Origin of the sequence: Streptomyces sp. NPDC052687 (assembly GCF_040678395.1) — a bacterium.
GTDB lineage: Bacteria > Actinomycetota > Actinomycetes > Streptomycetales > Streptomycetaceae > Streptomyces.
The window spans coordinates 46645-63841 of the sequence record NZ_JBFATR010000025.1; the positions used below are offsets into that span (position 1 = coordinate 46645).

The 17197-nt window shown below is 74.3% G+C and carries 15 protein-coding genes; 11 read left to right on the top strand and 4 right to left on the bottom strand.

Annotated elements, in window-relative coordinates:
* Positions 1–32 precede the first annotated feature (32 nt).
* The 3 genes from AB0K92_RS20660 to AB0K92_RS20670 are packed head-to-tail and all read left to right on the top strand — an operon-like array spanning position 33 to position 2992.
* Complete coding sequence (locus tag AB0K92_RS20660) at positions 33–974, top strand: ATP-binding cassette domain-containing protein (RefSeq protein ID WP_365924825.1); 942 nt, start codon at positions 33–35, stop codon at positions 972–974.
* Entirely contained in the window at positions 971–1753 is a 783-nt protein-coding gene (locus AB0K92_RS20665) for an ABC transporter permease (protein WP_365924827.1), read from the top strand. Before AB0K92_RS20660 ends, AB0K92_RS20665 begins: the two co-directional genes overlap by 4 nt.
* A 42-nt stretch (positions 1754–1795) precedes the next feature.
* Positions 1796–2992, top strand: a complete 1197-nt coding sequence (locus AB0K92_RS20670) for a CaiB/BaiF CoA-transferase family protein (RefSeq protein WP_365924829.1) — start codon at positions 1796–1798, stop codon at positions 2990–2992.
* A 63-nt stretch (positions 2993–3055) separates the two neighbouring features.
* Here the strand turns inward: AB0K92_RS20670 and AB0K92_RS20675 are convergent, their stop codons facing one another.
* From AB0K92_RS20675 to AB0K92_RS20685, 3 genes are all read right to left on the bottom strand, one after another.
* The gene (locus tag AB0K92_RS20675; RefSeq protein WP_165997082.1) at positions 3056–3325 is read right to left on the bottom strand and encodes a hypothetical protein; all 270 of its coding nucleotides are present in this window, start codon (positions 3323–3325) and stop codon (positions 3056–3058) included.
* 126 nt (positions 3326–3451) lie between these two features.
* Entirely contained in the window at positions 3452–4264 is an 813-nt protein-coding gene (locus tag AB0K92_RS20680) for an anti-sigma factor (protein ID WP_365924832.1), read from the bottom strand.
* Complete coding sequence (locus AB0K92_RS20685) at positions 4261–4803, bottom strand: sigma-70 family RNA polymerase sigma factor (RefSeq protein ID WP_165997086.1); 543 nt, start codon at positions 4801–4803, stop codon at positions 4261–4263. Before AB0K92_RS20685 ends, AB0K92_RS20680 begins: the two co-directional genes overlap by 4 nt.
* Before the next feature lie 282 nt (positions 4804–5085).
* Between AB0K92_RS20685 and AB0K92_RS20690 the strand changes: the two genes are divergently transcribed.
* The 4 genes from AB0K92_RS20690 to AB0K92_RS20705 all read left to right on the top strand — a co-directional run bounded on the left by AB0K92_RS20690 (position 5086) and on the right by AB0K92_RS20705 (position 11802).
* Positions 5086–6618: a DUF4331 domain-containing protein gene (locus tag AB0K92_RS20690; protein ID WP_365924834.1), complete on the top strand. Its 1533-nt coding sequence runs from the start codon at positions 5086–5088 to the stop codon at positions 6616–6618.
* A 572-nt stretch (positions 6619–7190) separates the two neighbouring features.
* Positions 7191–8549, top strand: coding sequence for a tetratricopeptide repeat protein (locus tag AB0K92_RS20695; protein WP_365924836.1), 1359 nt, complete (start codon positions 7191–7193; stop codon positions 8547–8549).
* Positions 8546–10111 (top strand): nickel transporter, encoded by a 1566-nt coding sequence (locus tag AB0K92_RS20700; RefSeq protein ID WP_365924838.1) that lies wholly within the window; start codon positions 8546–8548, stop codon positions 10109–10111. Before AB0K92_RS20695 ends, AB0K92_RS20700 begins: the two co-directional genes overlap by 4 nt.
* A gap of 53 nt (positions 10112–10164) precedes the next feature.
* Positions 10165–11802: a serine/threonine-protein kinase gene (locus tag AB0K92_RS20705; RefSeq protein WP_365924840.1), complete on the top strand. Its 1638-nt coding sequence runs from the start codon at positions 10165–10167 to the stop codon at positions 11800–11802.
* 3 nt (positions 11803–11805) lie between these two features.
* Here the strand turns inward: AB0K92_RS20705 and AB0K92_RS20710 are convergent, their stop codons facing one another.
* Positions 11806–12609, bottom strand: a complete 804-nt coding sequence (locus AB0K92_RS20710; protein ID WP_365924842.1) for an SGNH/GDSL hydrolase family protein — start codon at positions 12607–12609, stop codon at positions 11806–11808.
* A 383-nt stretch (positions 12610–12992) separates the two neighbouring features.
* On the opposite strand from AB0K92_RS20710, the gene AB0K92_RS20715 reads away from it, so the two are divergent.
* From AB0K92_RS20715 to AB0K92_RS20730, 4 genes are all read left to right on the top strand, one after another.
* Complete coding sequence (locus tag AB0K92_RS20715) at positions 12993–14198, top strand: S8 family peptidase (protein ID WP_365924844.1); 1206 nt, start codon at positions 12993–12995, stop codon at positions 14196–14198.
* 140 nt (positions 14199–14338) lie between these two features.
* On the top strand, positions 14339–14842 hold the full coding sequence (locus tag AB0K92_RS20720; RefSeq protein WP_365924846.1) for a hypothetical protein: 504 nt from the start codon (positions 14339–14341) through the stop codon (positions 14840–14842).
* Between the two features lie 4 nt (positions 14843–14846).
* Positions 14847–15968, top strand: coding sequence for a GNAT family N-acetyltransferase (locus AB0K92_RS20725; protein ID WP_365924848.1), 1122 nt, complete (start codon positions 14847–14849; stop codon positions 15966–15968).
* 320 nt (positions 15969–16288) lie between these two features.
* Positions 16289–17110 (top strand): glycosyltransferase family 2 protein, encoded by an 822-nt coding sequence (locus tag AB0K92_RS20730; RefSeq protein WP_365924850.1) that lies wholly within the window; start codon positions 16289–16291, stop codon positions 17108–17110.
* The last annotated feature ends 87 nt before the right edge of the window (positions 17111–17197 follow it).

Consider the following 17197-nt stretch of genomic DNA (forward strand, 5'->3'; position numbering starts at 1 on the left):
GTACACCGTACGTAGTGCGCTATGGTCGAGCCATGACTACTACGTACGCTGTACTTAGTGAGGGTCTGGAAAAGCGTTTCGGCGAGGTGCGCGCCCTGCGCGGGCTGGATCTCGCGGTCACCCGGGGCACCGTCTGCGGGCTGCTCGGCCCGAACGGGGCGGGCAAGACCACCGCCGTGCGACTGCTGACCACGCTGCTGCGCCCGGACGCGGGCTCGGCGCGGATCGCGGGGCACGATCTGGTCCGCGAGGCCGCGGAGGTCCGCCGCCGGATCGGCGTCACCGGGCAGTACGCGTCGGTCGACGGCGACCTCACGGGGCGCCAGAACCTGCGGCTGTTCGCCCGGCTGCACCGGGTGCGCGGACCGGCGCGGGCCGCCGACGAGCTGCTGGAGCGCTTCGGGCTCACCGAGGCCGCGGACCGGCCCGCCTCGGCCTACTCGGGCGGGATGCGCCGCCGGCTGGACCTGGCGGCGAGCCTGGTCCGCCGCCCGGAGGTGCTGTTCCTCGACGAGCCGACCACCGGCCTCGACCCGGTGTCCCGCAACGGCGTGTGGGAGGCGGTGCGCGCGCTGCGGGCGGACGGCACGACGGTGGTGCTGACCACCCAGTACCTGGAGGAGGCCGACCGGCTCGCCGACGACATCGCCCTGGTGGACCACGGCCGGGTCGCGCACACCGGTTCCCCGGCCGAACTGAAGGCGCTCGTCGGGACACACGTGGAGGTGGTCGTCGCGGACGCCGGCGCGATGGTGCGGGCGGCGGGTGTCCTCGATCGGCTCACCGGCGGACGCCCCGTCTTCGACCACGACCGGGCCGCCGTCGGCACGGTCACCCGGGACACCACGCTCACCCTGCCCCGCCTGGTGCGCGAACTCGACGCGGCGGGCGTGCCGCTGCTCGACGCGAGCCTGCGGCCCCCCACCCTCGACGACGTCTTCCTGCGCCTCACCGAGAAGGAGCCCGCCGCATGAGCACGCTCGCCCACGACGGCACCGCCCTGCTCGCCCGCCAGCTCCAGCGGGCCCGCAACAACCCGGGGCTGCTGATCCTCACCCAGACCATGCCGGTCACCATGCTGCTGTTCTTCGGCTACGTCTTCGGCAGCGCGCTCGCCATGCCCGGCGCCGCGTACCGCTCCTTCCTGGTGCCGGGGCTGCTGGTGGCGACGGCCGCGGGCGGGGTGATGACCGGGATGTTCCAGGCCGCCCAGGACACCCACCGGGGCGTGACCGACCGGCTGCGCACCCTGCCGGTCAGCCGGGCCGCGGTGCCGCTGGGCCAGGCCGTCGCGGACCTGGTCGTCACGGCGGCGGGCACGGTGCCGTTCCTGCTGGTGGGGCTGGCGATGGGCTGGCGCGTCGAGGGATCGGCGGCCGGGGCGGCGGGGGCCGTCGCCCTGCTGCTGCTGTTCCGCTTCGCCTGCGTCTGGGCGGGCATCTTCCTCGGTCTGCTCACCCGCGACGAGGAGGCGGCCGGCCAGCTCGGCGCGGTGACCTTCGTGCTGCCGCTGCTGTCCAACGCCTACATCCCCACCGAGGGCCTGCCCGCCTGGCTGCGCGCCCTCGCCGAGTGGAACCCGATCAGCGCGGTCACCACGGCCGTACGGGACCTCTTCGGCAACGCCCCGGTACCCGAGGGGGCGGCCTGGCCGGTGGCGCATCCGGTCGCGGGCTCGCTGGCCTGGTGCGCGGTGCTGATCGCCGTCTTCGCCCCGACCGCCGTGCGCCGGTTCTCGGCCGGGAACCGGTAACCGCTGCTGACAGGGTTGCTGGGCAGGGGCATGATCCACCCCATGGAGCGTCTTCCCCTGCCCCTGGAGGGCATCACCGTCGTCGCCGTCGAGCAGGCCGTCTCCGCCCCGTTCGCCACCCGTCAGCTCGCCGATCTCGGCGCGCGGGTGATCAAGGTGGAGCGGGTCGACGGCGGCGACTTCGCGCGCGGCTACGACACCGCCGCCCGCGGTCTGGCCTCGCACTTCGTGTGGTGCAACCGCGGCAAGGAGTCGATCGCGCTGGACCTGAAGGACCCGCGCGGGCTGGACGTCGTACGGCGGCTGATCGCGGACGCGGACGTGTTCGTGCAGAACCTCGCGCACGGCGCGGCGGCCCGGCTCGGCCTGGACGCGGCGACGCTGTGCGCGGCGCACCCGCGGCTGATCGCCGTGGACATGTCCGGCTACGGCGGGTCGGGGCCGTACGCGGACAAGCGGGCCTACGACATGCTCGTGCAGTGCGAGGCGGGCCTGGTGTCGGTGACCGGGACGCCGGAGCAGCCGGTGAAGGCGGGCATTCCGGCGGCGGACATCGCGGCCGCCATGTACGCCTTCTCCGGGGTGCTGGCCGCGCTGGTGCGGCGGGGGACGACCGGGCGGGGCGGGCCGGTGGAGATCTCGATGCTGGAGGCGCTGGCGGAGTGGATGGGGCATCCGCTGCACCACGCGATGCACGACGGCACTCCCCCGGCGCGCACCGGTCTCGCGCACGCGGTGATCGCGCCGTACGACGCGTACCCGACGGCGGACGGGGGGCGGGTGCTGCTGTCGGTGCAGAACGACCGGGAGTGGCGGCGGCTGGCCGAACGGGTGCTGGGCGAGCCGGGGCTGGGCACGGATCCGGCGTTCGCGACGAACGCGGCGCGGGTGGCGAACCGGGAGCGCACGGACGAGCTGGTGGCGAAGGCGCTGAGCGTGCTGGACGCCGACGAGGCGCTGGCGCGGCTGGAGGGGGCGGGGATCGCGTGCGCGCGGCTGCGGGACGTCCGCGAGGTGGCGGAGCACCCGCAGCTCGCGGCGCGGGAGCGGTGGCGGGAGGTGGGCTCGCCGGTGGGGCCGCTGCGGGCGCTGCTGCCGCCGATCACACTGCCGGGTGGGGAACCCGCACGGATGGGTGACGTCCCCGCGCTCGGCCGGCACACCGAGGCGCTGCTGCGTGCCGTGGGGATGACGGACGACGAGATCGCAGCGTTGCGCCGGGACGGTGTGGCGGCCTGAGCGCGGGTCGGGGAAGCGGTCCCCGGGGTCCGGGACGCGGTCCTCGGGGAGCGCCCGCGCCGGTCAGTGCCCGCCGAACAGGGTGCGGCGGAGCCTGCGCAGCGGGGCGAAGAGCGAGACGCGGCTCACTCGGGCGCCCGTGGCGCTGGGACGGTGCGCGGGCTCACGCGCGGTCAGCTCCAGCATCAGCGAGGTGGCCTCGGCCGTCTTCTGCCGCGGCACGGCGGGACCCGCCAGCACCGCGAGATGGCGGTCGAGGCGCGTACTGCTCGCGCTGCTTCCGTAGGTGATCGCAGGGACCCTGGCCCTGCTGCGCACAGTTATCTGTTCCATGTCACTCCCCACCCGTACGAGTCCACCCGGCCCGGGCAGGGTAACCCTATCGCCCCCTCGGGGCACGCGTGTATCGCGGTCACAGGAAACACCTTCCCCATAAGGGTGTTGACGACGCGTCTTCGATCACTCTCCGAATCCGACCGAATTCAGGGCGAGTTGGACAACCGGCCTGGTCGTGGGCCGGGCTGAGCCTCCGTCGGGTTCGACCGTCACCGCGAGTGACGTCGCCGCGCTGTCCAGGCCGGACGCGGCCAAGGGCGTGTCGCCGTCGAAGAGGCCCAGGGAGCGGGGTTGCGCGCCGGGGCGCATGAGCCACAGCTGGTGCACGTGTTCGCCGGGCGGCTCGCCGTACCCCCGCAGGGTCACCACCGCACGCCCCGTCGAAACGGAAGCGATCACTCCGATCGTGCGGCCCCGCGCGTCCCGGCCGGTCGCCGCGCGGGCGTCCCCCGCGCTCAGGACGTGGGCGATCTCACGTGCCCGGTCGCGCTCCGCGGCGAGTTCGTCCCGCGTCCGCTCCGCCTGGACGGCGAACAGCGCGGCGACCACGAGGGCCGCGGCGGCGGTCACCGTCGCGAACGGCATGAGCAGCGGGCGCGCCCGGGGGGTGCGGGCCCGCGCCCGCGGCGGCTGGACGCCCCAGACGTGCGGCGGCAGCCGCGGCGCGTGCCCGGGTGCGGCGGCGGCCTCCTGCGGGGTGGCCCGTACGGCGGCCATGACCCGCTCGCGCAGGGCGGGCGGGGCGGGTTCGGCCGCCGAGAAGGCCAGCCGCACCGCGTCCTCGGTGAGCGCCCGCACCTCGGCGTCGCACCGTCCGCACCGGGCCAGATGCCGCTCGAACCGGCGCCGCTCGTCGGGTTCGAGGGCGTCGAGGGCGTAGGGCGCGGCGAGCGAGTGGGGATCGTCGCGGCGCAGCAGCCGCCCGAACAGGCTCATGCCGCACCTCCGAGGCAGTCCCGCAGCCGGGTCAGCCCGTCCCGCATCCGGGTCTTGACCGTGCCCAGCGGCAGCGACAGCCGTTCGGCGACCTCGCGGTAGGTGTAGCCGTCGTAGTAGGCGAGGGTGACGGACTGGCGCTGGAGGGCGGTGAGCCGGTGCAGGCAGCGGCGCACCCACTCCCGTTCCAGGCCCGCCTCCACCTCCTCGGCGACCTGGTCGAAGGCGGGCGCCCGGGCGCGCAGCGCCTCCCGCTGCTCGCGGTCGGCCGCCGCGCGGGCGCTGCGCACCCGGTCCACGGCGCGCCGGTGGGCGAGGGTCAGCACCCAGGCGAGCGCGCTGCCGCGCCCCGGGTCGAACCGCCGTGCGGACCGCCACAGTTCGAGCAGCACTTCCTGGGCCACCTCCTCCGACTGGGCCGGATCCCGCACCACCCGCTTGACCAGACCGAACACCGGGCCGGACACCAGCGTGTACAGATCCTCGAAGGCCCGCTGGTCGCCGCCCGCCACGCGCAGCAGAAGCTCGTCCGCCTCCACCCGCTTCCCCCTCCCTGTCACCTGTCGGACGGGAGTACGGATCAGCGTGCCGAAAACGCGGGTCGCGCGGCGGGGAAACCGGCCGGCTCCCGGATTTCCTTCCGGGACTCCGGATGGTGTTCCGGGGCTCCGGATGGTGTTCCGGGACTCCCGGACGTTGTTCCGGGGCTCCCGGACGTTGTTGTTCCGGGGCTCCCGGATTTTTTTCCGAGCGGACCAATCCGCCCCGCGGTCCGCGCCGAATCCCCCGCGTCAGGCAAGCAGGCACGGAGGACGGACGGCATGACAGCTATCTCCAGGAGCGGGACGGGACGCGGCGTGACCGCGCTCGTGTGTGGCGCGCTGGCCGCCGGGGGGCTCGCGGCCGCCGGTGTGACCGCGCTGGAACCGGGGGCGGCCGCCGCCTCCAGCCACCGGGAGGCCCCGCTGATCTCCGGGACCCCGCAGTTCGACAACACCGATCTCTACGCGTTCGTCAGCCCCGACAAGCCGGACACGACGACGCTCATCGCCAACTGGACACCCTTCGAGGAGCCGGCCGGCGGGCCGAACTTCTTCCCGTTCGCCGAGGACGCGCAGTACGACCTGCGGGTCGACCGCGACGGGGACGCGCGGGAGGACCTGGTCTTCCGCTACACCTTCCGCACGCACGTGAAGAACGGGAACACGTTCCTGTACAACACCGGGCCGGTCGAGAGCCTGGACGACCCGGACCTGAACGTGACGCAGACGTACGACATCGAGCTGATCCGGCTGAAGAACCTGCGCCCGGTGTCCCGCACGCGGATCGCCGACGAGGTGCCGGTGGCGCCGTCGAACGTCGGCAAGGCGTCCATGCCGGACTACGGCAAACTGCGCGCCCAGGCGGTACGGGAACTCCCCGGTGGCGCCACGACGTTCGCCGGGCAGGCGGACGACCCGTTCTTCCTGGACCTGCGCGTCTTCGACCTGCTGTACGGCGGGAACCTCACCGAGGTCGGCAACGACACCCTCAAGGGCTACAACGTCAACTCCATCGCGCTCCAGGTCCCCACGGACCTGATCACCGAGTCGGCGCACCAGCCGGTCGTCGGCATCTGGTCCACCACCCAGCGCAAGAACGCCCAGGGGCACTTCCGGCAGGTGTCGCGGCTGGGCAATCCGCTGGTGAACGAGGTCGTCAACCCGCAGAAGGACAAGGACGTCTTCAACGCCTCCACGCCCCGCGACGACGCGAGGTTCCTGAAGAACGTCACCAACCCCGAGCTGCCGAAGCTCATCGAGGCCATCTACAAGATCAAGGCCCCGGCCGAGCCGCGCACCGACCTCGTCGACGTCTTCCTCAAGGGCGTGAAGGATCTCAACCAGCCGCCGCACGTCACCCCGGCGGAGCAGCTGCGGCTGAACACCGCGGTCAAGCCCGCGAAGGACCCGAAGCGGCTCGGTGTCCTCGACGGCGACACCGCGGGCTTCCCCAACGGCCGCCGGCTCACCGACGACGTGATCGACGCCGCGCTGCAGGTGGTCGAGGGCGAGCTGGTCGGCGCGGAGAACGACCTGGGGGACGCGGTCGACGCCAACGACAAGGAGTTCGGCAAGGCGTTCCCGTATCTCGCCCTGCCGACGGAGGGCTCGCGCGGCCCGCTCGCCAAGGGCACCTCCGGGGACGCCGACGTCCGCAGCGGGCTCGGTGACGCGCTGCGCCCCGCGGGAGCGTCCTCCGGCGGCGCCGACACCTCCCTCATCGCCCTCTCCGCGGGCGCCGGCGCGCTGGGCGTCCTGCTGATCGGCGCGGCGCTGGCGTGGTGGCGCCGCGGCAGGGCCCGCGCCTACTGACCCGGCGGCCCTCCCCGGGACCGGCGCGGCCCGTACCTCCCCAACCCCCACGGCGCGGGCCGCGCCTTCTTCCGTACGACGGGGACGTCCGCCCGTGGGCGGGACCGCCGGGCGGCGCAGGCGCCGCTCCGCGTCGGGCGCGGATGCCGGGACGCGCCCCGCCATCGGAGGCACCGGCGCCGCTCCGCCTCCGGCGCGGGATGCGGGGACGCACCTCCCGCCGCTCCGCGTCCGGCGCGGATGCCGGGACGCACCTCCCCGGCACCGGTGCCTCACGCCGGGCCGCCTCACGACGCTCCACCGCCTCGGGCGCCCCCCGCCCCGGCACCACCGCACCACCTCCACCGCCTCGGGGCCCCGCCCCGGCACCACCGCACCACCTCCACCGCCTCGGGGCCCCGCCCCGGCACCACCGCACCACCTCCACCGCCTCCGGGGCCCGCCCCGGCATCACCACATCACCCTCCGGGGCCCACCCCGGCACCACCGCACCCCCTCCCCCACGGCCGCACGACGACCCCACCGCCGCGCGGCCTCCGCACCACCTTCCGTACCGCCGCACGAGGAGAGGCATGGTCCTCCGTACGACGCACGACAACGACACCGGGTCACGGCGCGGGCGCGCCCTGCGGCTCGCGGGCTGTGCCGCGCTGCTGGCGGTGGCCCTGACGGGCACGTCGATCGCGGTCGGCGAGCCCGGCCGGCCCGGCCCGCGGCCGGTGTCCCCGGCGCCCGTGTCCCCGGTCCTGCTCTCGCAGGGCGACCTCGACGCGGGCGTCACCGCGCTCCAGGCCCATCTGCGCGCTCAGCCGAGGGACTTCACCGGCTGGGCGACCCTCGCTCTCGCCTACGTCGAGCAGGCGCGGACCACCGGCGACCCCTCCCGCTATCCGCGGGCCGAACGCGCCCTGGACCGCTCGCTGGCCCTGCGGCCCGGCAACGACCAGGCGCTCGCCGGTCGCGCCGCCCTCGCCGCCGCGCGGCACGACTTCACCGGCGCGCTCCGCCACGCCGACCGCGCGCTGCGGAGCAACCCGTACAACGAGCGCGCCCTGTGCAGCCGTATCGACGCCCTGGTCGAACTGGGCCGCTACACCGAGGCGTCGCGCGCCGCCCGCCTCGCCGACACCCGGCGGCCGGGCGTACCGGTGTTCACGCGGTACGCGTACGTCAGTGAGCTGCGCGGCGACGTCCGCACCGCGCGCCGGGTCCTGGAGCAGGCGCTCGGCTCGGCGCGCGCGCCCGGCGACGTGGCGTACGTGGCCACCGCGCTCGGCCGGCTCGCCTTCGCCCGGGGGGACCACGCGGCGGCCCTGCGGCACTACGCCCGCGCCCTCGCCGCCGACCCCGGCCAGCTGCCCGCGCTGGAGGGCCGGGCGCGTGCCCAGGCCGCCCGCGGCGACCTGGCGGGGGCGGTCCGCACGGCGGAGCGGGTCGTCGCCCGCGCCCCGCTGCCCGGCCCGCTGGTGCTGCTGGGCGAGCTGTACGAGGCGCGCGGTGAAAAGGAGAAGGCGCGTGCGCAGTACGCCCTCGTCGGTGCCTGGACGGACCTCGCCCGCGCGGGCGGCGTCAACCCCGACCTGGACACCGCCCTCGCGGCGGCCGACCACGGCGACGCGGAAACGGCGCTGCGCGCGGCCCGCGCCGAGTGGGAGCGCCGCCGTACCGTGCACACCGCCGACGCGCTCGCCTGGGCCCTGCACGCGAACGGACGGGACGCCGAGGCGCTGGCGTACGCCCGCCGGGCCACCGCGACCGGCTACCGCGACGCCGCGTTCCACTACCACCGCGGCATGATCGAACGGGCGCTGGGCCGCGACACGGACGCCCGCGCCTCCCTCACCGCGGCGCTGGGGCTGAACCCGGGCTTCTCCCCGCGGGGCGCCCGCGAGGCGAGGGCGGCGCTCAAGGGCCTGGGGGGCGCTCAGTGAGGCCCCGCCACCTCGCCGCGTCCGCCGTGGCCGCCTGCGCGCTCGTCCTGCTGCCCGCCGGGACCGCCGCCGCCCATCCCCTGGGCGACTTCACCGTCAGCCAGTACGACGGGCTGGTCGCCGCCCCCGGCGAACTGCGCGTCGAGCACGTCGAGGACTTCGCCGAGATCCCGGCGGCGCAGGCCCGGCCCGCGATCGAGCGGCGCGGGCTGGACGCCTGGGCCCAGCAGCGGTGCGCGCGGGCCGCGCGCGACAGCCGGGTCACCGTCGGCGGACGCGCCGTCCCGCTCACCGTCGTCACCGCCGCCGGACACGTCCGGCCGGGGAGGGCGGGGCTCGACACCCTCCGCGTGGAATGCCGGCTGACGGCTCCGCTCCCGGAGGACGGCCCGGTGACCGTCGGTTTCCGCGGCGCGGGCGCCGCCGTCGGTCCCGGCTGGCGGGAGATCACGGCACGCGGCGACCGTACGACGCTCACCGCGTCGGACGTGCCCGAGGAGTCGGTGTCCCGGGAACTGACCCGCTACCCCGAGGAGTTGCTGTCCTCGCCGGCCGACACCACCTCGGCGTCGCTGCGCCTGCGCCCCGGCGGGCCCGCCCTCGCCGGGGAGCGCGGCGAGGAAAAGGAGGAGGGCCGGGACGCGCCCGCCGCGTCCGTGCTGCCGCGCGGCGCCGACCGCTTCACCAGCGCCCTCGGCTCCCTGGTCGCCCGTCACGACCTCACCCCCGGCTTCGCCGCGCTCGCCCTGGCCGTCGCGCTCGGCCTCGGCGCGCTGCACGCACTGGCGCCGGGCCACGGCAAGACGCTGATGGCCGCGACGGCGGCGGCCCGCGGCGGCCGGGCCCGGCTGCGGGACGTGCTGCCGCTGGCCGCGTCGGTCACGGCCACCCACACCCTCGGCGTGGTCGCCCTCGGCCTGCTCGTCACGGCCGGTTCGGCGGCCGCCCCGTCCGTGGTGGCCTGGCTGGGCATCGCGAGCGGCGCCCTGGTCACGGCGGCGGGAGTGGCCCTCGTACGACGGGCCTGGCGCAACCGAGGACACGGGCACGAGCACGTACACGGTCATGCTCACGGGCACGCACACGGCCATGCCCACGCCCACGTCCACGGCCACTCCCCCGAACCCGGTCACTCCCCCGACGACGAACACGAACACAAACACGAGCGCGACCACGACCACGCCCACGAGCACCCCCACCCCCACGAGCACGCACACCCCCACCCCCGCCCGTCCCTCCGCGGCACCCTCTTCCTCGGTTTCGCCGGAGGACTCGTCCCCAGCCCCTCCGCGGTCGTCGTGCTGGTCGGTGCGGCGGCGCTGGGGCGGGCCTGGTTCGGGCTGCTGCTCGTCGTCGCGTACGGCGCGGGGCTCGCGGTGACGCTCACCGCGGCCGGGTTCGCCGTGTTCCGGCTGGGTGCGGGCCTGGCGGCGCGGGTCCGGCGGCCCGCGGGCCCGCTGGCCCGGGCGCTGCGGCGCGGCGCCCCGCTGGGGTCGGCGTCCGTGGTCGTGGCCCTCGGCGCCGGATTGGTGCTCAAGGGGGCGGCAACGGCACTCGGGTGAGCTACTTTCGTGAAGAAACAGGGATTTCGCCCGGATGCGAATGGGGGACGCCCGTGTCCGACGTACCGGGTCGTGAACGGCTGATCGCGGGGCGCTACCGGCTGCTGTCCCCGCTCGGCGAGGGCGGTATGGGCACGGTGTGGCGGGCCCGTGACGAGGTGCTGCACCGCGAGGTCGCCGTGAAGGAGGTGCGCGCCCCGGCGGGGCTGGCCGCGTCCGACGTGGAGCGGATGTACGCGCGGCTGGAGCGCGAGGCGTGGGCCGCCGCGCGGGTCGCGAACCGCAATGTGGTGACGGTGTACGACGTGGCGACCGAGGAGGGCCGCCCCTGGATCGTGATGGAGCTGGTGCGGGGCATCTCGCTGGCCGAGCTGCTGGAGGCGGAGGGTCCGATCGCCCCGCGGCGGGCGGCGCGCATCGGCGCGGAGGTGCTGTCCGCGCTGCGGGCCGCGCACGCGGCGGGGGTGCTGCACCGGGATGTGAAACCGGCGAACGTCCTGCTGTCGAACGACGGCCGGGTGGTGCTCACCGACTTCGGGATCGCCATGGTCGAGGGCAGTTCCGCGCTGACCATGACCGGCGAGGTCGTCGGCTCGCCGGAGTTCCTCGCCCCCGAGCGGGCGCTGGGCCGCACGCCCGGCCCGGAGTCCGACCTGTGGTCGCTGGGCGTGCTGCTGTACGCGGCGGTGGAGGGCAGTTCGCCGTTCCGGCAGGACACCCCGCTGAGCACCCTGCGGGCCATCGTCGACGAGGAGCTGCCGCCGCCGCGCCGGGCGGGCCCGCTCGGTCCGGTCATCGAGGGGCTGCTGCGCAAGGACCCGGCCGAACGGCTGTCCGCCGAGCGGGCCGAGCGGGATCTGCGGCTCGTCGACGCGGGCGGTACTCCGCGCGCCGATCACGCGGACACGGCCCCGACGACGCCGTACGCGCCGTACGCCCCGACCGTCGCCGCGGGTGCCGCGGGTGCCGCGGGGGCGGCCGCCCCGCCGCCGGGACAGGGAGGCCACTCGACCGGCCCCGCCGCGCCCACCGCCCCCGGCCGGGAGCCGCCGTCCCGCGACCGCCGGGCCGTGACCGCCCTGGTCGCGGGCGTGGCCGCGCTGGCGCTGGCGGTCGCGGGGCTGACGTACGCGCTGCTGAACCGCGAGGACCCGGGCGGCGGGAACACGGGCGCCGGCACGGACACCCCCACCGTGCAGCAGGCTTCGCCGACGCCCTCGGACGAGGAGACCGGCGGGAAGTCCCCCTCGCCCACGCCGAGTCCGAGCCCGAGTCCCCGCCCGAGCCGCAGCCCCTCCAGCACTCCGCCGCCCCAGTCGGTGACCGTGGCGGTCACCGGGGCGCGCACCGAGTACGAGGGGCCGTGTCCGCCGCCGGCCGAGGACGCGCCGCGGTTCACGGCGACGTTCACGGTGGGCCGGGTGCCGGCACAGGTCGTGTACCAGTGGGTGGACGAGGACGGCGAGCCGTTCGACGGCGGCTGGAAGACCCTGTCGTTCCCGGCGGGCGGCGGCAGCAGCGCGCAGGACCGGGTGACCGTGACGACGTACGACGACAGCGGGACGTTCGAGAACGCGATCGGGGTGGAGGTGCGTGAGCCGGTGCACACCACGTCCGGGAAGGTGGCGTTCTCGGTGACGTGTGTGACGGAGACCCCGACGGACGGGGCCTCCGCCTCACCGAGCGCGTGAGGGTCAGGCCGCGCTGCGGAACACCGGCAGATAACCGCCGGACTGACCGTTCGCGGTCGGGTGGTACGAGTCGCCGATGTTGAGCCAGTTGACGCTGTGCAGCCACGAGCTGCCGGAGCAGATCTCGTGGCCGGTGAACGTGGTGCGCACGTCACCGAAGGTGAAGCCGTGGTTCAGGGCGCGCTTCTCGATCGCGGCGTTCAGATGGTCGGAGGCCTGGTTGATGGCGGCGCGCTTGGTCTCGGACAGGCCGAGGCAGGCGGTGCCGAGCTGGTAGAAGCGGGGGTAGCCGAGGACGACGACGTGGGCCGACGGCGCCTTGGAGCGGATGGCGTCGTACACGGCGTCGAGCTTGCCGGGCAGGGTGCTGTCGACGTACGCCTTGGCGGTGTTGATGCGGCTGACGCAGGCACTGTCGGACTGCGTCACACAGGTGATCATGACGTCCGCGAAGCCGGCGTCGTTGCCGCCGACGCTGATGGACACGAGGCCGGTGCCCGTGCCGAGCGGGGTGAGCTGACCGGCGAGGACGTCGTCGGTGCGGGCGCCCGAGCAGGCGGTGAAGTGGAAGGAGGCGGGGGCGTTGGCGGCGGCCCACAGGTACGGGTACGCCTTCGTGCTGCGCTTGCAGTCGCCGCTGGAGCTGAGGTAGCTGCCCGCGCCGACGCCGGAGGAGTAGGAGTCGCCGAGCGCCACGTATCCGGTGGCGGCGGCTTCTGACGCGTGGACCGCGGTGGCTCCGGTGAGCGTCGCTACGACGCCGAGGAGTACCGAGGTCACGTATGCGACAAGTCGGGAACGTCTCATGCAACCTCCCTTTAGCAGGGTCTCTGCCTCAACCGTGGTACCAACTACGCGCATTGACGGGAAGTGTCCATGCCAAGTCTTTTTGTGTGCGTTACCGGCCGGTTCCTGATCGGTCATCACGTGGTTCCGGCGATTTTCGGACCGTCACCGATCACTTTCCGGACCGATGCACCGACGCCCCCGTGCGCTTGATTTCGCGTACATGACAGATTTGTTGATGGGTGTTCAACTCCCTTGTTCCACACCCGTAGATCACCCACGCTTTACCTCAGCCCGGAGCGGTACGCGCCGCTCCGGGCCGTGTGCGCGAGAACGCGCGCATCCCCCACACGCGCGGCGCCCCACCCGGGCGCGCGCGCCGCCTAGAGGAGGACTCCCTCGTAATGGCACACCTGCGGAGCAAGAAGGTGCGGCTCGCCGCGATAACCAGCCTGGCCACCGCCGCCCTCGTGGGCGGGCTCACCACCCTCCCCGCCCAGGCCGCCCCGGCCGTGGGCCCCGTGCTCGCGGCCGACTCCCCCACCGCGATCAAGGACAGCTACATCGTCACGCTCAAGAAGGGCGCTGGCTTCAAGGCCACGTCCAGCCAGGGCAAGAACCTCATCAAGGAGTACGGAGGCTCCGTCAAGCGGACGTTCGGCAGCGCGCTGAACGGCTACACCGCCACCCTCTCGGCGGCCGAGGCGAAGAGACTCGCCGCCGACCCGGCGGTGGCCGCGGTCGAGCAGAACCAGCGCGTCTCCATCGACGCCACCCAGACCAACGCGCCCTGGGGCCTGGACCGCATCGACCAGGCCTCGCTCCCGCTGTCCGGCACCTACACCTACCCGGACACCGCGGGCAGCGGCGTGACCGCGTACGTCATCGACACCGGCGTGCGCATCACCCACTCCCAGCTCAGCGGCCGGGCCGTCAACGGCTACGACGCCGTCGACGGCGACACCACCGCCCAGGACGGCAACGGCCACGGCACCCACGTGGCCACCACGATCGCGGGCTCCACCTACGGCGTCGCCAAGAAGGCGAGGATCGTCGCGGTGCGGGTGCTGAACAACAGCGGCTCGGGCACCACGGCGGGCGTCATCGCGGGCATCGACTGGGTGACCAGGAACCACTCCGGCCCCTCGGTCGCCAACATGTCCCTCGGCGGCGGCGTCTCCAGCACCCTGGACACCGCGGTGCGCAACTCCATCGCCAGCGGCGTCACCTACGCCGTCGCGGCGGGCAACAGCAACACCAACGCCTCCTCGTCCTCCCCGGCCCGGGTCGCCGAGGCCATCACGGTCGGCGCCACCACCAGCACCGACGCCCGCGCCAGCTACTCCAACTACGGCTCGGTGCTCGACATCTTCGCGCCCGGCTCCTCCATCACGGCGGGCTGGCACACCAGCGACACCGCGACCAACACCATCTCCGGCACCTCGATGGCGACCCCGCACGTCGCGGGCGCGGCCGCCGTCTACCTGGCCAGCCACACCTCGGCGACCCCGGCGCAGGTCGCCTCCGCGCTGACCGCCGGCGCCACCACCGGCAAGGTCACCAGCCCGGGCACCGGCTCGCCCAACCGGCTGCTGAGGCTCGTCCCCTGATGCTCCGCAAGCAGATGTGAGCCACGGTTCCCCGGGGGCGCGCGCCGCCTCCGGGGAACACCTGCGCGCTCTTGACGGCCCCCTCGGCACTGGGCCACATTGAAGCCCGGCATCCGGCGCTTCGGGGGGCAAAGTCGCCCATGCAGAACATCCGCAGCACAACCGATCCAGACCGAACTCCAGAGGCAAGAGACGGAACAGACGGAACAGGCGGGGCGGACGGAACAGAGACGGGGGACGAGGCGGGCGCGACGGACGACGCCGGGCGGACGCGGTCAGGGCCGGGGAGGGACCTGACGCCGCTGCTCGCGGGCGCCGCGACCGCCATCGGGGGGCTGGGCGCGCTGCTCGCGCTCACCGACTCGGGCTCGCCGCTGCGCGCCCCGTTCACCTTGTTCTTCCTGCTCGCGGCACCGGCCGCGGCGATCGCCGCCGCGCTCACCGGGCTGGAACCCTTCGGCCGCACCGTCGCCTCGCTGGCGGGCGCGGTCGCCGTCGACATGCTGGTGGCCCAGCTCCTGCTCGCCACCCACCACTGGTCGGCGGGCGCCGGACTGGCGGCCGTGACCGCGTTCAGCGCCCTCGTTCTCCTGTCGGCCCTCCTGCGCCGGCCGGCCCGCCGTACACCGAAGAGACAGGGCTAGTGACGTGGACATCAGCGTGTACCGCCCGGGCGAGCTGACCGCCGCCGACCGGGCGGCGTGGACCGCCCTGCAGGCCAAGGCGCATCTGCACGGGGCGCCGCAGCTCGCGAACCCCTTCCTGTCCCCCGAGTTCGCGCTCGCGGTGGGCAGGTACCGGCGCGGGGTGCGGATCGCGGTGGTCCGGGAGGGCGGCGAACCGGCCGCGTTCCTCCCGTTCCAGCGGTCCGCCGCCGGGGTCGGCCGGGCCGTCGGGCTCGGCCTCTCGGACGCGCAGGGCGTGGTGCACCGGCCCGGGTTCACCTGGGACGCCGGCCGGCTGCTGCGCGCCTGCGGGCTCGCCGTGTGGGAGTTCGACCACCTGGTGGACGGCCAGCGGCCGTTCGAGGCCGGGATCTCGGGCACCTTCCCGTCCCCGGTCATGGACGTCGACCAGGGCTACGACACCTATCTCGCCGGGCTGCGCGAGCGCTCGCCCAAGTTCACCCGGACCACGCTCGCCAAGGAGCGCAAGCTGGACCGGGACACCGGCGGGCTCCGCTATGTGCACGACGAGCGGGACCCCGCCGCGCTGCGCACCCTGATGGAGTGGAAGTCGGCGCAGTACCGCCGCACCGGCCGCAGCGACCGCTTCGCCCAGGACTGGATCACCGACCTGGTCCGCCATCTGTTCCACACCCGCACCGACCGGTTCGCCGGGAACCTCTCGGTGCTCTACGCGGACGGCCGTCCGGTCGCCGCCCACTTCGGGCTGCGCAGCGAGCGCGTTCTCGCCTGTTGGTTCCCGGCGTACGACCCGGCGTTCGCCAAGTACTCCCCGGGCCTGATCCTGCATCTGCGGATGGCCGAGGCCGCCGCGGCCGACGGCATCGCCTACCTGGATCTGGGCCGGGGCCGCAAGGAATACAAGGAATCCCTGAAGACGCGCGACATCCGGGTGTCGGAGGGGTGGGTGACCCGCCGTCACCCGGTGGCGCTGGGCCACCGGGCGCGCCGGGCCCCGGTGCGGGCGCTGCGCAACGCCGTGGTGTCCCGGCCCGAACTGTTCGAACCCGCCGACCGGCTGCTCAAACGGGTGGGAAAGATCCGCTCGGGCCGGGCAGCCATGGATAAACCGACAAAAACGTGAGACCTGGTTGCAGGTCTTGCCATAGTGGTTCAACCATCAATACCGTCGTGCATCTCACCCGCATCGGACATCACACAGCGGAACCGGGGAGGGGCTCAGGGCCGCGGTGGTGCCGGGGCGGGGCGCGGTAGGGGGGTGCCGTGGCCGGCCGGACGTGCGTGCCTGTGCGCGCGTGCGCGGGCCGGGACGTGCCGCGCAACCGGCTGCCGTTTTTCGGGTCGCCGGTGAGGTGTGCCAGTTGACAACCCCCCTTTCGAACCGGACACACAGCCGGGCCGCCCGGGGGTGGGCGGCCCACCGGACGAGAGGGATTCGGACTCATGAGCTCAGTACTGCGCCCGGCCGACCCGGGCGAGGAGCAGGCCAGGACCACCGCGTACCGGCCGGTCTCCTCTCACCTGGCCATCGCGCCACCGGTGAGCGTGGTGATCCCCGCCATGAACGAGGCGGAGAACCTGCCGTACGTCTTCAAGACCCTGCCGGCGTGGATCCACGAAGTGGTCCTGGTCGACGGCAACTCCACCGACGACACCGTCGAGGTGGCCCGCGCGCTGTGGCCCGGCGTGAAGGTCGTCCGGCAGCGCGGCAAGGGCAAGGGGGACGCCCTGATCACCGGGTTCGCCGCCTGCACCGGCGACATCATCGTGATGGTCGACGCCGACGGCTCGGCCGACGGCGGCGAGATCGTCTCGTACGTCTCCGCGCTGGTCTCCGGCGCGGACTTCGCCAAGGGTTCCCGCTTCGCCAACGGCGGCGGCACCGACGACATGACCTTCATCCGCAAGCTGGGCAACCGCGCGCTGTGCGCGGTCGTCAACCGCAAGTTCGGCGCCCGCTACACCGACCTGTGCTACGGCTACAACGCCTTCTGGCGGCACTGCCTGGACAAGATCGAGCTGGACTGCACCGGCTTCGAGGTCGAGACCCTGATGAACATCCGGGTGGTCAAGGCGGGCCTGAGGGTGCAGGAGATACCCAGCCACGAGTACCTGCGCATACACGGCACCAGCAACCTCAGCGCCGTGCGCGACGGGCTGCGGGTGCTGCGGGTGATCCTGCGGGAGCGCTCCAACCGGCGGGCGCTGCGCCGCCGTCGGCACACCTCCCCGATGCTGGACGCGGTGCGGGGAGAGGCGTCTTGAGCGCCACGCACAGCGCGCCGGACAGCACGAGGGAGAGCACGAGGGCCGAGGCAGCGGCCGGCGGCACGGACCACGGCGCCCCGGACG

What these genes read in the sequence shown, in the direction of transcription:
- AB0K92_RS20695 (WP_365924836.1), top strand. Translation starts at nt 7,191, where the DNA reads ATGGTCCTCCGTACGACGCACGACAACGACACCGGGTCACGGCGCGGG.
- AB0K92_RS20730 (WP_365924850.1), top strand. Translation starts at nt 16,289, where the DNA reads ATGAGCTCAGTACTGCGCCCGGCCGACCCGGGCGAGGAGCAGGCCAGG.
- AB0K92_RS20715 (WP_365924844.1), top strand. Translation starts at nt 12,993, where the DNA reads ATGGCACACCTGCGGAGCAAGAAGGTGCGGCTCGCCGCGATAACCAGC.
- AB0K92_RS20660 (WP_365924825.1), top strand. Translation starts at nt 33, where the DNA reads ATGACTACTACGTACGCTGTACTTAGTGAGGGTCTGGAAAAGCGTTTC.
- AB0K92_RS20670 (WP_365924829.1), top strand. Translation starts at nt 1,796, where the DNA reads ATGGAGCGTCTTCCCCTGCCCCTGGAGGGCATCACCGTCGTCGCCGTC.
- AB0K92_RS20675 (WP_165997082.1), bottom strand. Translation starts at nt 3,325, where the DNA reads ATGGAACAGATAACTGTGCGCAGCAGGGCCAGGGTCCCTGCGATCACC.
- AB0K92_RS20680 (WP_365924832.1), bottom strand. Translation starts at nt 4,264, where the DNA reads ATGAGCCTGTTCGGGCGGCTGCTGCGCCGCGACGATCCCCACTCGCTC.
- AB0K92_RS20710 (WP_365924842.1), bottom strand. Translation starts at nt 12,609, where the DNA reads ATGAGACGTTCCCGACTTGTCGCATACGTGACCTCGGTACTCCTCGGC.
- AB0K92_RS20720 (WP_365924846.1), top strand. Translation starts at nt 14,339, where the DNA reads ATGCAGAACATCCGCAGCACAACCGATCCAGACCGAACTCCAGAGGCA.
- AB0K92_RS20690 (WP_365924834.1), top strand. Translation starts at nt 5,086, where the DNA reads ATGACAGCTATCTCCAGGAGCGGGACGGGACGCGGCGTGACCGCGCTC.
- AB0K92_RS20665 (WP_365924827.1), top strand. Translation starts at nt 971, where the DNA reads ATGAGCACGCTCGCCCACGACGGCACCGCCCTGCTCGCCCGCCAGCTC.